This is a genomic window from Pseudomonas sp. CFBP 8770 (assembly GCF_014841705.1).
In the GTDB taxonomy this organism is placed as follows: Bacteria; Pseudomonadota; Gammaproteobacteria; order Pseudomonadales; family Pseudomonadaceae; genus Aquipseudomonas.
Map to the genome: position 1 here is coordinate 538032 of NZ_JACYUL010000002.1, position 14487 is coordinate 552518.

A 14487-nucleotide genomic window follows, 5' to 3' on the forward strand; every position below is an offset into this window, starting at 1 on the left:
CCCGCTTTCATACGTAACACGCCGCCCGGAGGCCACCAATGTCCATTTCTCCCAGTCGCGATACCATCCTGTGCATGTCTCTCGCCGCGCGTCCCGGAACATTCGGGGTGCGCTTCCACAACCATCTGTACGACCAGTTGGGCCTCGACTATTACTACAAAGCCATGACCACCCGCGACCTGCCCGCCGCCATCAGCGGCATGCGCGCCCTGGGCATCCGTGGATGTGGCGTGTCGATGCCGTTCAAGGAAGCTTGCATACCCCTGGTGGACGAGCTGGATGCATCGGCAGCGGCCATCGAGTCGATCAATACCATCGTCAATGACAACGGCCACCTGAAGGCCTACAACACCGACTACCTGGCCATTCGCCAACTGCTCGACACGCACAGCGTCGATCCCGACACCACCTTTGCCCTGCGCGGCAGCGGCGGGATGGCCAAGGCCGTGGCTTCGGCATTTCGCGACGCTGGTCTGCACAATGGCTTGATCATCGCCCGCAACTACGAAACCGGCCGCGCGTTGGCCGACGCCTGCGGTTATCCCTGGCAGGCCGAGCTGGGCGATTCGCGCCCGCAATTGCTGGTCAATGTCACACCGATCGGCATGACCGGTGGCGAGCAGGCCGACGAGTTGTCGTTCGAGACCGCCGCCATAGAAGCAGCGCAGCGGATATTCGATGTGGTCGCGTTGCCTTGGCAGACACCATTGATCAAGGCCGCGGGCGAACTGGGCAAACCGGTGATCACCGGTCTGGAGGTCATTGCCATCCAAGCCCTGGAACAGTTCGTGCTCTACACCGGCGTGCGTCCAACGGCCGAGCAACTGCGGTTGGCAACCGAGTACGCCCGCACCTGATCAGCGCGTCATTCCAGTCTCGACAGACGCTCTTCCAGTGCGGCGATGCGCGCCTCCAGCTCGTCGAGGCGGGTATCGCCAGGCCGCGAACCGCCGCGTTCGGGTGTCACAGCACGCTCGCTCATGATTGCGTCAATGGCAGCAGGATCGCCCAGGGCGTGGGAGTAACGATCCTCGCGCTGGCCAGCCTGGCGCGGCACGTGCACAGCGAAACCACGGCTGATCAGCCGCTCCAGCTGATGCACGATCTGCTCGGCGTCCTCGAAATCGTGCAGGCGAGCGCTTCGCGATAGCAGCTCGCCAACAGTCTGCGGCCCCCGCAGGAACATCAGGCCCACCAGAATGACTTGGGCGGGCACCAGCTCAAGCGCCTTGTCCAGCCGATGTTCCCAGCGATCGGCACGGCTGCCCATCACCAGTCGGGTCATCTGCCGGCTTTCGAGTGCGCGCAGGCTCTGCCCGATCTGCCCCTGGGTGTACTGAGTCACCGGCTCGCGGCTGGTCTTCTGGTTGCAGGCCAACACCAGCGCATTGAGCGTCAGCGGATAGGTTTCCGGATTGCTGGCCTGCTTCTCGATCAGTGCACCCAGCACGCGGATCTCGATGGCATCGAGCTGCAGTGGTTCGGAGGCAGTCGTTTCAACGTCGTTCATGGCGAAACCCCAGGCAATCATCGCAGACAATCATAGACGGCCAGTATGCTATAAAAGCCGCGCAAAAAGACGCTTGCCCGGCTGCCTGCCGCCGCCTGTGGCGCGGCGATGCGCGCGATGGCAAGTCATCACCCTGGCGGGCGCCAAATTTAGGGTTGCTGCGCGTCAAAACCGGCCTTAGACTGCCGCCCCTCTTGACCATGTGCCCTGTGGTGCTTGAAGAATTCTGCCTGCGTCGCTTCCAGCGTCGCGAGCTTCCCGTTTTGCCCTAGCGCATTATTCGTTTGCAGAGAAATCAATGACAAAGGAAAAGTTGCTGGCCATGCCGGCTGATGACTACATGAACGCCGAGCAACTGGCCTACTTCACCGAGCTGTTGCAGGCCATGAAGATCGAGACCCAGGAGCGCATCGAGCAGAGCCGTGTAGCCATCGAAAGCCTGGATACGCCGGCCGATCCCGCCGATGCTGCCTCCGTGGAAGAGGAGCGTCACTGGCTGGTCAATGTCATCGATCGCGACCAGCGCCTGCTGCCGCAATTGGAAATGGCCCTGGGCCGGATCAACGACGACAGCTTTGGCTGGTGCGATGACAGTGGCGAGCCGATCGGCCTCAAGCGTCTGCTGATCAGCCCCACCACCAAGTACTGCATCGAGGCGCAAGAGCGCCACGAGCAGATCGACAAGCATCAGCGTCAGGCATGATCTCCCCGGCGCAGGTATCCCTTACGCCTGCGGATGCAATGCCACGTTGAGCTCATCGACGATGGGCGCCCATTCTGCGTCGCTGTGCAGCTCTTCTTTCAGGAAGTTGCGTTGCTGTTCACTCCAGAAGGGCGCATCCACCAGTTTGGTGTCTTGATCCAGCTGATGCTCGGCAATGAATTTCTGAATATCGGCCTCGTCGCTGGCCAGGCCCAGTTGATCGAAAAGGCCAGTAAGGCTTGGGTTCGGCAGGTCCATGATGACTCCTCTGCGGCCGTTTCCAGCCATGATTGAAAGGTTACCCAGTATCTGAGGCGAGGGCCTCGCCAGAGTTCGCTTGCGATGCCGGATTTGTCTGCAGCACGGACGGCGATAGGCATTGGCCTGTGCACCGCTTTGCGTCTGCGCCACAGCCATGCAACAAACTTCTTGACCAGGCCGGGGTTCGATTCGGTACTATTCGCGGCAGATCACCGTCATGCGCATCATCGCCCGGATCATGTTGGTCGCCGGTTGCTCGATACAGCCCCGGCGCCGCTCAGCCACACATGTCCAGGCCTGCCTTTTTCCTTCGCGGTCATCGGCAACTTTCCCTGCAGCAGGGTCGACGCTGCGCATCCCGGATCAAGGTTCGATCCTTTAGTCTTTCGTTAGCAGGTCGGCGGCAGTCATTGCACGTGCCGCCGACCGTTCGGCGCTCCCCGCGTCTTCAGGTTATTACCACGCGAACCGCGCTCGGTAGTCTGTGTTTCGATTTGAGGATTCTTCATTGGCAGTAAGTAATCTGGATATGCACGCACTCTTTGTGCTCGGCGACTTGCGTGCGAAGTTGGTCAAACTCTTTCAGTCGCGTTTTGTCTATGTCACCGAACAAAGCGCGGAAGGCATCTATATGGCCGAACTCGACACCGAGTCCGCCCTGGTGGTCGATGACAAGCCCAGGCTCGAACTCAAAGTCGGCGACCATTTTCGCGCCGCGGTCCTGCCCAGCCGCGAAGGTGGCAAGTTCGAACTCAAGTTTCGCGACATCAAGCTTACCGTCTACGGGCTCGGCGAGTATGCCTTCGTCAGCATGGCGCAGGGCGAGGGCATCGTGTTCAAGGAAGGCCAGACGGTCATGCTGGTGTTCGCTGCCCACGAGCGCATCGAGGAAAACCTCGGCAAGACCTTGAAGGCGGCAACCGCCAAGGCGGCGAAGTGGCGCAAGGGCGAGTTGACCTTCAAGGCCAGCGAGTAACACCCCGGGGAACCTGCGCTACAGTAAGGTGACTTACTCTCGTCATCGACTGTTTACCGAGGAACCCCGCATGAAAGGACTACGTGCCTGGCTGGCTGCTTGTGGCGCCGGCTTCTGGCTATCGACCGCAGCCATCCCGGCTCACGCGCAACCGGCACCCATACATTTTGCCGATCTGAACTGGGAAAGCGGCAGCTTCATCACCGAACTGCTGCGCTACATCGTCGAGAAGGGTTACGACCTGCCGACCGATACCCAACCCGGCACGACCATCACCCTGGAAACGGCCCTGGCCAAGAATGACATTCAGGTCATCGCCGAAGAGTGGGCAGGACGCAGCCCGGTATGGGTCAAAGCCGAAGCCGAAGGCAAGGTCATTGGCGTGGGCGATACCGTCAAGGGTGCCACCGAGGGCTGGTTCGTTCCCGAATACGTTATCAAGGGGGACGCTGCCAAGGGCATCAAGCCGCTTGCGCCCGAGCTGCGCAGCGTCGCCGACCTGGCGCGCTACAAGGACGTCTTCAAAGACCCGGAAAGCCCCGACAAGGGCCGCTTCCTCAACAGTCCCATCGGCTGGACATCCGAAGTCGTCAACGCGCAGAAACTCAAGGCCTACAAGCTGACGGATGACTATGTCAATTTCCGTTCGGGCTCCGGCGCTGCGCTGGATGCCGAGATCGCATCGTCGATCCGCCGCGGCAAACCGGTACTCTTCTATTATTGGTCGCCGACGCCGCTGCTGGGGCGTTACAAGCTTGTCCAGCTCGAAGAGCCGCCGTTCGATGCCAAGGCCTGGGGTACGCTGACCGATGCCGACAACCCTGCGCCGCTGCCGAGCCGTTCGCTGCCCTCGAAGTTGTCGATAGGGGTGTCGAAGGCGTTTCAGCAGGAGTATCCGCAACTGGTCGACTTCTTCGCCAAGGTCGACCTGCCCATCGATCCATTGAACAAGGCCCTGGCCGACATGAGCGAAGCCCGCACATCGCCTCGCCAGGCCAGCGAAGCCTTCATGAAGGATCATCCAGACGTGTGGAAGGCGTGGCTACCTGAAGACGTCGCCAGCAAAGTCAGCGCCAGCCTCAAATAACTCAGTGACCACTGTCGCTGCGGTGGCTGCTGACTTCGGCAGGCACCGCTTCCCCCGCAGTACGCTTGCGGAACAGCGCGGCCCGGGCCAGCAGCAGCGTGGTCACCGGCACGGTGATCGACAGCAGTATGGGTATGAGCCAGGCATGCACTACTGGCCCGTGCTTGAGCCAGGAAAAGTACAGGATCGAAGCCAGCGCCACGCACCAGGCGCCCAATGTGGACGCCAGTGCGGGCGGGTGCATGCGCTGAAAATAGTCCTTGAAGCGCAGCAGCCCCAAGGCGCCGGTGAATGCGAATACGCTGCTGGCCAGCAATAGTATGGCTGTGGCCACCTCCACCCAGAACGGCAGGACCTGTACCGAGTTCATTCGATGACTTCTCCACGCAGCAGGAATTTGGCCAGCGCAAACGAGCCTACGAAACCGAACAGGGCGATCAGCAGCGCCGCTTCGAAATAGGTGTCGCTGGCGTAGCGTATGCCCAGCACCAGCATGACCAGCATCGCCAGGATATACAGGTAATCAAGGGCCAATACCCGGTCCTGGGCCGACGGCCCCCTGAACAGTCTTATCAGGGTCAGCAACATGGCCAAGGCAAAGATGAACAGGCTCGCGACAATGGCGTTGGACAACAATGCGCTCATTGGAAAATCTCCATCAGCGGGCGTTCGTAGGTGTCTTTGAATTCCTTGATGAACTGCGCTTCGTCATCCAGATCCAGCACATGCATCAGCAGCACGCTGCGATCCAGCGCCAGCTCGGACCACACGGTCCCGGGAATGACGGTGGCGACGGCCGCCAGGGCTGCCAGGCCGTTGGCATTGTGCAGGTGCAGCGGAATCTCGATGAAGGCCGAACGGGGCGCGCGAACATCCATTGTCCAAACCCGCCAGAACACTTGCAGGTTGGAAACCAGCACGCCGCCGCCCACGCGCAGCAGCAGTTGCAGCACCACCATGGGCCGACGGATCCGCACCGCCTGAGGCCGCAGCGGAGACATCAGCAACGGCGCCAGCCAACCAAGCAGCACGGCGAGCAGCAAGTTCCCGGCACTCAAAGAGACATTGAGCAGCAGCCACAACACGGCGAGGGCAATCGACAGCAGGGGGGCGGGTAGCAGACGGCTCATGGTTCACCCTCGAGGCTGATAGCGGTCGGGCTGGGTATCGGCTGAGCACCCAGCACGGTCATCACGTATTGCTTGGGATCATCGAGCATCGCCGCTGTGTCCGCCGTGTACCGCAACAGTGGCTCTGCGCGCATCGCCAGCACGACGCAAAGCCCCAGCAAGACCATGATCGGCACGCATTCGTTAAGCCGCAGCAACGGTGAAGGCCGCTCGTGGGGCGTCCAGAAGCGCTGCATGCCGACCCGCGCCAGCGCGATCAACGAGGCCAGTCCGGAAAGGATCAGCAACGCCAGATAGGCCCATGCTGTCGCACTCAAGGTCTGCTCGCTGGCAACACCCAGACCCTGCGGGTTGAACAGTGCAGAAATCAGGTTCAGCTTGCCGATGAACCCGGAAAGGGGTGGCATGCCGATGATCAGCAGTGCGCAGGCAATGAAGCTCAGGCCCAGGAAAGCCATGGTCCATGGAATCACCTGGCCCACCACAGCCTTTTGCTCGTCATCGAGGTTGATGCCCTTTGGCGGATGCAAGGCCTCGACTGCCGCCGGCAGCGGATCGGCATCGTACTCCAGAGGGATCTCGTTGGCCGAGCGCGAACGCTCGATCAGCTCGGCCAGCAGGAACAGGGCGCTGAGCGCCAATGTCGAGCTGACCAGATAGAACAGTGCGGCGCCGATCAATCCACTCTGCCCGAAACCGATGGCTGCCAGCAGGATGCCCGCCGAAACCATGATGCTGAGGCTGGCCATGCGCTCCAGGCGCTGCGCCGCAACGATGCACACCGCGGCCACGGCGATGGTCGCCAGCCCACCGTAGATCAACCATTGGCCACCGAAGTGCGCCGAGGCGCCGGCCTGTCCGGAGAACAACAGGGTCCACAGTCGCAACAGGGTGTAGAAGCCGACTTTCGTCATGATGGCAAAAAGAGCCGCAACCGGCGCACTGGCGGCGGAGTAGGCCGGCACCAGCCAGAAATTCAGTGGCCACATGCCCGCCTTGGCCAGGAAAGCTGTCGCCAAGATGGCCGCACCGGCATGCAGCAAGCCGCGATCCGCCTCGGGCACCAGCGGAATCTTCAAGGCCAGGTCCGCCATGTTCAGGGTGCCCGTGACGCCGTAGATCATCGCTGCGCCGATCAGGAACAGCGACGAGGCCAGCAGGTTGATCGCGATGTAGTGCAGGCCTGCCGACACCCTCGCCCTGCCGGAACCGTGCAGCATCAGGCCATAGGACGCGGCCAGAAGCACTTCGAAGAACACGAACAGATTGAACAGGTCAGCCGTCAGGAAGGCACCGTAGAGCCCCATCAGCTGGATCTGGAACAACGCATGGAAGCTGGCGCCTGCCCGATCCCAGCGCGCCATGGCGAACAGCAGGGCACAGACCCCGACGATGCCCGTCAGCACCAGCATCATGGCCGACAGCCTGTCCACTACCAGCACGATACCGAATGGCACCTGCCAGTTGCCAGGCAGGTACACGCCAATCGAGCTGGCCTGGCCTTGATCCTGCACCCACCACATCAGGTAACAGGCTATCGCCAGTCCCATAATGCTGGATATGACGTTGATCCGTGCTTTCAACGGGCGGTGTTTTTCTCCGAGCAGCATCATCAGCGCTGCCGTGAACAGTGGCAGGATGATGGGCGCAACGATCAGATGGGGCATCCAGCTCATTCCTTGGGCTCCCGGCCGTCTACGTGGTCAGTGCCGGTCAGGCCCCGCGATGCCAACAACACCACCAGGAACAGCGCGGTCATCGCGAAACTGATGACGATGGCGGTCAGCACCAGTGCCTGGGGCAGGGGGTCGGTGTAGTTGAGCAGGTCCTGTGGCACACCTTCCTTGATGATCGGCTCCTTGCCGATGAACAGGCTGCCCATGCTGAAGATGAACAGGTTGACTCCGTAGGACAACAGGCACAGGCCCATGACCACCTGGAACGTCCGCGGACGCAAGATCAGCCAGACACCTGACGCAGCCAGGACGCCGATCGCGATTGCAATCACTTCTTCCATCAGACGGCTCCTTTGGGGGCAATGCCCTTGGGCAGGCTGGACGGGCGATGACCGCGCACCGACTGGTGACCCAGGGCGGTCAGGATCAGCAGGGTCGAACCCACCACCACGGTAAATACACCAATGTCGAAGAACAGCGCGCTGGCCACATGCAAATCACCCAGCAGCGGCAAGTGGACGTGCGCCGTATGCGTTGTCAGGAAGGGGTAGCCCAGTGCAATCGCTCCCAATCCGGTGACGGTCGCGAACAGCAGCCCAGTGCCCATCCAGCGCAACGGACGCAGACGCATCTGGGCCTCGACCCACTGCGTGCCTGCCACCATGTACTGCAGGATGAACGCCACCGACAGCACCAGGCCGGCGACGAAGCCCCCGCCTGGTTGATTGTGTCCGCGCATGAACAGATACATCGACACGATCACGGCCACCGGCAGCAACAGGCGGACCAGAACCGCCGGAACCATCATGAAGCCCAGCGCCGTGTCATCCGCGCCACGTGGGTTGATGAGGTCGGTGACCACGTCAGGCGCCAGTGAGCGCTGCTGCGCAGGCAACTGCATGCTTTCCTTGGGTGGGCGGAAGCGCCGCAGCAGGGCGAACACGGTCAGCGCCACGGCCGCAAGGACCGTGATCTCGCCCAGAGTGTCAAAGCCCCGGAAATCCACCAGCATGACGTTGACCACGTTGGTCCCGCCGCCCTGGGGCAGGGCACGGCTCAGATAGAACTCGGAAATGAAGTTGGGTGTGGCACGAGTGAGCATCGAATAGGACAACAGCGCCATGCCGCCGCCGACGACCAGGGCCAGCACCAGATCGCGCAGACGCCGCAGCTTGGCGCGGTCCAGGGTGGCTCGCGACGGCGCCACTTCCTCGATCCGCCGAGGCAGCCAGCGCAGCCCCAGCAATATCAATACCGTGGTCACCACTTCGACCACCAGTTGCGTGAGCGCCAGGTCGGGTGCCGAGAACCAGACAAACGTGACGCACGTCATCAGCCCGCACACGCTGACCATGGTCAATGCGGCCAATCGGTGGTATTTCGCCTGCCAGGCCGCGCCTAGCGCGCAGGCAATGGCAATCAACCAGAGAATCACGAAGACACCCGACCCCGGGATTTTAGGTCGATCACCCCAGCTCAGGCCGCTGTACAGCATCGGCGCCATGCCTGCCAGCACCGCTACCAGCACCAGCATGAACAGCTGCGCCTGCAGGCGTCGAGTCGTCAACATCAGCTCCGCCCTTCGCGCCAGCCGCATCATCACTACCTGCGAACGCTCGAACAGGCGCTTGCCATTGAAGCGTTCGATCACCGGTGGATAACGCAGGCGACCGTGACGGAACTGGTTGCGCAACAGTACATACAGCAGCACCCCTGCGCCCATTGCGATCAGGCTCATGACCATCGGCGCGTTCCAGCCGTGCCAGATCGCCAGGCTGTATTCGGGCAGCTCACCGCCCACCACCGGCAATGCCGCTGCGGCAAGAAAAGGCGCCACCGATTGCGCAGGAAAGATGCCGACCACCAGGCAGGTCAGCACGAGTAATTCCACTGGCGCACGCATCCAGCGCGGTGGCTCGTGGGGAACGTGGGGCAGATCGGTCGCTTTCGGCCCGAAGAAGACGTCTACCGTGAAGCGCAGCGAATAGGCAACGCTGAAGATACCGGCCAGGGTTGCCACCACTGGCAGGGCGATCTCGACCCAGGCGGTGGAGCTTATGAAGACCGTTTCGGCAAAGAACATTTCCTTGGACAGGAAGCCGTTCATCAATGGCACACCTGCCATGGATGCGCTTGCGACCATGGCCAGCGTGGCCGTGAACGGAATCAAACGGAAAAGACCGCTCAGGCGGCGTATGTCCCGCGTGCCGCTCTCGTGGTCGATGATGCCCGCTGCCATGAACAGCGACGCCTTGAACGTCGCATGATTGAGAATGTGGAACACCGCCGCCACGGCGGCCAGCGGGCTGTTGAGGCCGAGCAGCAGGGTGATCAGGCCCAGGTGGCTGATCGTCGAGTAGGCCAAGAGGCCTTTCAGGTCGTTCTGGAACATCGCCGCATAGGCGCCCAGCACGAGGGTACATGCCCCCGCACCGCTCACTATCCAGAACCATTGTTCGCTTCCCGACAGCGATGGCCATAGCCGGGCCAGCAGAAACACCCCGGCCTTGACCATGGTTGCCGAGTGCAGATAGGCAGAAACCGGCGTTGGCGCTGCCATCGCGTGGGGCAGCCAGAAATGAAACGGAAACTGTGCGCTTTTGGTGAGCGCGCCCAGCAGGACCAGGGTCAGCATGACCGGGTACAACGCATGTGCGCGGATGGCGTCGCCCGCCACTAGCACCTTGTCCAGGTCGTAGCTGCCGACGATATGACCCAGCAGCAGCACCCCGGCCAGCAGGCACAGGCCACCCGCGCCGGTCACCATGAGCGCCATGTAGGCGCCGCGGCGGGCATCGGCGCGATGATGCCAGTAGCCGATCAGAAGAAAGGAGAACAGGCTGGTCAGTTCCCAGAAGAACACCATCTGGATCAAGTTGCCGGAGATCACCAGACCAAGCATGGCGCCCATGAAGGCCAGGAAAAAGGCGAAGAAGCGTGGTACGGGATCCTGCGGGGACATGTAGTAGCGCGCATAGAGCGCCACCAGCGTGCCGATGCCCAGCACCAGCAGGGAAAAGAGCCAGGCGAAGCCGTCCAGGCGTAGCACCAGGTTGAGCCCGAGACTGGGCAGCCAGAGGAATTCCTCGCGTATCACACCGCCGTTGGCGATTTGCGGATACAGCATGGCTACCTGTACCGTGCCGATCAAGGCAACCAGTCCAGCCAGAAGCGACTCGGCGTTGCGCGCGTTGTGCGGCAGAATGGCTGCCACGCAACTGCCTACGAAGGGCAGAAGCAATAGTACTATCAAGGACATAGGCTTCTAATCTGCAGGAATATTGAAAACGATCATACGGGGTCACTGGGTGATCACCAACCCGCAAGCTGTGGCAGAATCGTACAGGCATGCTGTAACGACTTGTTTTTTTATGACAAATTTTTACCACCGTTTGCTCCGCCAGGATTGTGTCGATCAGCGGGGCTACTCACAGCGAGCGCGAATCCCTTTGGTCAAAGACCCCAGTTCCAAGGCTTCGGTGCTTCAGCATGTCAGCCACAACGTGCGCCGCCTGCGTCAGGCCGCCGGACTTTCCCAGGCGGCTCTCGCGGAACACTCCGGAGTCAGCCGCCGCATGCTGGTGGCCATCGAAGCCGGTGACAACAACGTCAGCCTGACCACCCTGGATCGCGTCGCGCAAGCGCTGGATGTTGCCTTCAGCGACCTCATCCAGCCCGGCGAGAACCGCGACCCCAGCCGTATCAACGAGCTGGCGTGGGTCGGCACCTTGCCGGGCAGCAGGGCTGTGCTCCTGGCCAGTACGGTGGCCAGCAAGGAGGTGGAACTCTGGGAATGGCTGCTGCAGCCTGGCGAATCCTACGCATCGGAGGCGGACGCCGAGGGTTGGAGCGAGCAGATCTACGTCTGCGAGGGACGCCTCACCGTCATATTGGCGGGCCGCACCCGCGAACTGGCGGCCGGTGAGTTTTTCGTCTACCCAAGCAATCAACCCTACGCGTACCGCAACGACAGCGAAACGGCTGTCCGCTTCGTCCGTAACGTCGTCATCTGAACGCCTCGAGGCTGCAAGGTGACCGCCAAGGTGTCGAGAGGTAAGAAGCGTCCTTGCCCGAGGTTGCCCCGCGCAGCTGCCTTCGCCATTATCCGCCTACAAGATCCGCCTACAAGATCCAGCACCCGAACCGGAGCCCGAATGAGCCTGACACCTTCCGCCAGCTTTCCTGTTGCCGAGCGCTTGCGCCACATGCGCGCGCTCATGCTCCGCGAGGGCATAGATGCCTTGCTGGTACCTTCGGCGGACCCGCATCTATCCGAATACCTACCGGAGCACTGGCAGGCCCGCCAATGGTTGTCCGGGTTCCAGGGCTCGGTCGGAACCCTGATCGTGACCCCCGATTTCGCCGGTCTCTGGGCCGACAGCCGCTATTGGGAGCAGGCACGGGTCGAACTCGCCGACAGCGGCATCGAGTTGGTCAAGCTGATCGCCGGGCAGCCCGGTCCACTGGATTGGCTGGGTACTCAGGTGCGCGCAGGCGGTACGGTTGCAGTCGACGGCGCGGTCATGGCAATTGCCGCCGCACGGCAGTTGCGAGAAAAGCTCCAGCGAACAGGTGCGTCACTGCGTACCGATACCGACCTTTTCGCCCAGGCCTGGCCCGATCGCCCGGCACTGCCGGTGCAACCGGTCTACGCACACGCCGCACCCTACGCCGTGCGCGAGCGCGGTGAAAAACTGAAGACACTGCGCGAGCAGATTCAGGCGCACGGGGCTCAGTGGCACCTATTGGCGACCCTTGACGACATCGCCTGGCTGTTTGACCTGCGCGGGTCGGACGTTCCCTACAACCCGGTCTTCGTCGCATTCGCCTTGATCGGCGAGCGTTCGGCGACCTTGTTCACGGCAGGGTCCAGGGTTGATACCGCCGTGCGTGACAGCCTGGCGCAGGACGGCATCGAGGTTCGCGAATACGCCGATATCGCGTCGGCCCTTGCCGCTGTACCGGTAGGCGAGAAGCTTTTGCTCGATCCGGCTCGCGTCACCGTTGGCATCATCGAAAACCTCGGGACGGGTGTGGCCCTGGTAGAAGCACTCAATCCAACTACGTTGAGCAAGTCGCGCAAGACTGCACCCGAAGCGGAGCATATCCGCCATGCCATGGAGCAGGACGGGGCAGCACTCTGCGAGTTCTTCGCGTGGCTGGAGGGCGCCTGGGGGCGTGAACGGATAACCGAGTTGACCATCGACGAGCAGCTTACGGCGGCGCGCGCACGTCGGCCCAACTTCGTCTCGCTCAGCTTTTCGACCATCGCGGCGTTCAACGCCAACGGCGCGATGCCGCACTATCGCGCCACTGAACAGGCTCATGCCGTGATCGAGGGTGACGGTCTGCTGTTGATCGACTCTGGCGGACAGTACCTGGGCGGTACCACCGACATAACCCGGATGATTCCGGTCGGTACGCCAACGGCGCAACAGCGCGCGGATTGCACCAGAGTGCTGCAGGGGATGATCGCCCTGTCACGCGCCACTTTTCCCAAGGGAATCCTTTCACCCTTGCTCGATGCCATCGCACGCGCGCCGATCTGGGCCGATCAGGTCGACTATGGGCACGGCACTGGTCATGGGGTGGGTTATTTCATGAATGTCCACGAAGGGCCGCAAGTCATCGCCTATCAAGCCGCGACGACACCGCAGACGGCCATGCTGCCGGGGATGATCACGTCGATCGAACCGGGCACCTACCGTCCCGGGTGTTGGGGTGTGCGTATCGAGAATCTGGTCCTCACCCGCGAAGCCGGGCAAAGCGACTTTGGCCAGTTCCTCGACTTCGAAACCCTGACGCTATGCCCGATCGATACGCGCTGCATAGATGTTCACGCGTTGTCGACAGCAGAGCGCCGATGGCTCAACGACTACCATGCCGAAGTGGAACGGCGAGTGGCACCGCTGCTGGCAGGCGTCTCCTTGCAATGGCTGCGCGACCGTACGCTGCCGGTTTGAAAAGCCAGATCAGTCGGCGGCCACGGCAGGAGCGTGCTCAGCACGAATGGTCAACGTGGCCCCGACAGAGGCCATGATGATCGCGCCAATTGCCAACCATTGGGTAGTGCTCAGCACTTCATGCAGGAACACCAGCCCCGACAACGCGCCAATGGCCGGCTCCATGCTCATCAACGTGCCAAAGGTGCGGGCCGGCAAGCGTGTCAGCGCGACCATCTCGAGGCTATAGGGCAGCGCCGTGGACAGGATTGCCACGGCGATGGCGGTCGGCATCAGCGCTATGTCGAGCAAAGCGGTGCCCGCATGCGCGATGCCGATCGGCGCGATGAACACCGCAGCGATCATTACCCCCAGTGCGGCAGTCTGTACGCCATTGTCGGCGCCGGCCTTCTGGCCATACAGGATGTACAACGCCCAGCACACGCCAGCACCCAGCGCATAACACACGCCGACCGGATCAAGTCCGGCCTCGGCCTCGCCCATGGGTATCAACAACAGCAGCCCGACGACTGCCAGAGCGACCCAGGCAAAATCCACAGCCTTGCGCGAAGCCAGAATGGCTACCGCCAACGGCCCAGTGAACTCCAGGGCCACGGCGATCCCCAGCGGGACGGTGCGCAGCGACATATAGAAGAGCAGGTTCATGCAGCCCAGAGCGATACCGTAGATCATCACGGTCTTCAGCGTCGTCCAGGTCAGTCGGGCGCGCCATGGGCGCAGCAGTACCAGCATGAACAGGCTGGCGAAGATCAGGCGCAATGCTGTCGTACCTTGTGCACCTATCAAGGGAAACATGCCCTTGGCCAGCGAGGCACCAGTCTGGATGGACGCCATGGCTATAATAAGAAGAGCGATAGGGTAGAGCTTGGTGGTCAGCGAAGGCGGAGTCATGTGTCGGCTACTTGGCAGATGTGAAAGGCATGCGTGCGGCGTATCATGGCCAAGGCGGATGAAATGAGCAATATATTGCCCATTTTATATTTCTTGAACTTTATCCGTATTGGCTATTGACGCTCGCCAGAATCGCTCTATAATTCGCCCCACTTCCGGCGCAGCCGAAACGATAAACTCTTTGTTAATCAATGAGTTGGCCGTTTCAGAGAGCTCGGAGGGGTTTCGATCTTCAAGGTCGGAAGCGGTGAAAAAGGCAGTTGACAGCGGTTTGAAACGCTGTAGAATTC

16 protein-coding genes are annotated in these 14487 nt (G+C 61.6%); 6 read left to right on the forward strand and 10 right to left on the reverse strand.

From position 1 onward, the window contains the following. The first annotated feature begins 38 nt into the window (after nucleotides 1–38). A complete protein-coding gene (locus IFT98_RS07295) occupies nucleotides 39–857 on the forward strand; it encodes a shikimate 5-dehydrogenase (protein ID WP_192047889.1) in 819 nt (272 codons plus the stop codon). Nucleotides 858–865: 8 nt separating this feature from the next. Here IFT98_RS07295 and IFT98_RS07300 read toward each other — a convergent pair whose 3' ends face one another. After that, nucleotides 866–1510, reverse strand: coding sequence for a YceH family protein (locus IFT98_RS07300; protein ID WP_192047890.1), 645 nt, complete (start codon nucleotides 1508–1510; stop codon nucleotides 866–868). 298 nt (nucleotides 1511–1808) lie between these two features. Between IFT98_RS07300 and IFT98_RS07305 the strand changes: the two genes are divergently transcribed. Continuing rightward, nucleotides 1809–2213 carry a TraR/DksA family transcriptional regulator gene (locus IFT98_RS07305; protein WP_122475798.1) on the forward strand — a complete coding sequence of 135 codons (405 nt, stop codon included), beginning with the start codon at nucleotides 1809–1811 and terminating at the stop codon, nucleotides 2211–2213. Nucleotides 2214–2234: 21 nt separating this feature from the next. Here IFT98_RS07305 and IFT98_RS07310 read toward each other — a convergent pair whose 3' ends face one another. Beyond that, nucleotides 2235–2471, reverse strand: a complete 237-nt coding sequence (locus tag IFT98_RS07310; RefSeq protein ID WP_122713643.1) for a DUF2789 domain-containing protein — start codon at nucleotides 2469–2471, stop codon at nucleotides 2235–2237. 511 nt (nucleotides 2472–2982) lie between these two features. Between IFT98_RS07310 and IFT98_RS07315 the strand changes: the two genes are divergently transcribed. Together IFT98_RS07315 and IFT98_RS07320 are read left to right on the forward strand one after the other, a co-directional pair. Beyond that, nucleotides 2983–3450, forward strand: a complete 468-nt coding sequence (locus tag IFT98_RS07315; protein WP_122713642.1) for a hypothetical protein — start codon at nucleotides 2983–2985, stop codon at nucleotides 3448–3450. Between the two features lie 70 nt (nucleotides 3451–3520). Continuing rightward, nucleotides 3521–4537 carry an ABC transporter substrate-binding protein gene (locus IFT98_RS07320; RefSeq protein WP_192047891.1) on the forward strand — a complete coding sequence of 339 codons (1017 nt, stop codon included), beginning with the start codon at nucleotides 3521–3523 and terminating at the stop codon, nucleotides 4535–4537. A gap of 1 nt (nucleotide 4538) precedes the next feature. Here IFT98_RS07320 and IFT98_RS07325 read toward each other — a convergent pair whose 3' ends face one another. The 6 genes from IFT98_RS07325 to IFT98_RS07350 are packed head-to-tail and all read right to left on the reverse strand — an operon-like array spanning nucleotide 4539 to nucleotide 10602. After that, a complete protein-coding gene (locus IFT98_RS07325) occupies nucleotides 4539–4907 on the reverse strand; it encodes a Na+/H+ antiporter subunit G (RefSeq protein WP_122794782.1) in 369 nt (122 codons plus the stop codon). After that, the gene (locus tag IFT98_RS07330; RefSeq protein ID WP_049858721.1) at nucleotides 4904–5182 is read right to left on the reverse strand and encodes a K+/H+ antiporter subunit F; all 279 of its coding nucleotides are present in this window, start codon (nucleotides 5180–5182) and stop codon (nucleotides 4904–4906) included. Before IFT98_RS07330 ends, IFT98_RS07325 begins: the two co-directional genes overlap by 4 nt. Next, entirely contained in the window at nucleotides 5179–5667 is a 489-nt protein-coding gene (locus tag IFT98_RS07335) for a Na+/H+ antiporter subunit E (protein WP_122794781.1), read from the reverse strand. The genes IFT98_RS07330 and IFT98_RS07335 overlap by 4 nt, the downstream gene beginning before the upstream one ends. Then, nucleotides 5664–7343 (reverse strand): monovalent cation/H+ antiporter subunit D, encoded by a 1680-nt coding sequence (locus IFT98_RS07340; RefSeq protein ID WP_192047892.1) that lies wholly within the window; start codon nucleotides 7341–7343, stop codon nucleotides 5664–5666. Before IFT98_RS07340 ends, IFT98_RS07335 begins: the two co-directional genes overlap by 4 nt. Beyond that, nucleotides 7340–7684, reverse strand: coding sequence for a Na+/H+ antiporter subunit C (locus tag IFT98_RS07345; RefSeq protein WP_043186251.1), 345 nt, complete (start codon nucleotides 7682–7684; stop codon nucleotides 7340–7342). Before IFT98_RS07345 ends, IFT98_RS07340 begins: the two co-directional genes overlap by 4 nt. Further along, nucleotides 7684–10602: a monovalent cation/H+ antiporter subunit A gene (locus tag IFT98_RS07350; RefSeq protein WP_192047893.1), complete on the reverse strand. Its 2919-nt coding sequence runs from the start codon at nucleotides 10600–10602 to the stop codon at nucleotides 7684–7686. Before IFT98_RS07350 ends, IFT98_RS07345 begins: the two co-directional genes overlap by 1 nt. A 190-nt stretch (nucleotides 10603–10792) precedes the next feature. On the opposite strand from IFT98_RS07350, the gene IFT98_RS07355 reads away from it, so the two are divergent. Further along, nucleotides 10793–11356 (forward strand): helix-turn-helix domain-containing protein, encoded by a 564-nt coding sequence (locus tag IFT98_RS07355; RefSeq protein ID WP_122794778.1) that lies wholly within the window; start codon nucleotides 10793–10795, stop codon nucleotides 11354–11356. A 141-nt stretch (nucleotides 11357–11497) separates the two neighbouring features. After that, complete coding sequence (locus IFT98_RS07360) at nucleotides 11498–13306, forward strand: aminopeptidase P family protein (RefSeq protein ID WP_192047894.1); 1809 nt, start codon at nucleotides 11498–11500, stop codon at nucleotides 13304–13306. Nucleotides 13307–13315: 9 nt separating this feature from the next. Here the strand turns inward: IFT98_RS07360 and rhtA are convergent, their stop codons facing one another. Together rhtA and IFT98_RS20950 are read right to left on the reverse strand one after the other, a co-directional pair. Beyond that, nucleotides 13316–14197, reverse strand: coding sequence for a threonine/homoserine exporter RhtA (gene rhtA / locus IFT98_RS07365; RefSeq protein ID WP_192047895.1), 882 nt, complete (start codon nucleotides 14195–14197; stop codon nucleotides 13316–13318). A gap of 84 nt (nucleotides 14198–14281) precedes the next feature. Continuing rightward, the coding region (locus IFT98_RS20950; RefSeq protein WP_206758021.1) for a hypothetical protein at nucleotides 14282–14487 on the reverse strand (206 nt) is incomplete at its 5' end.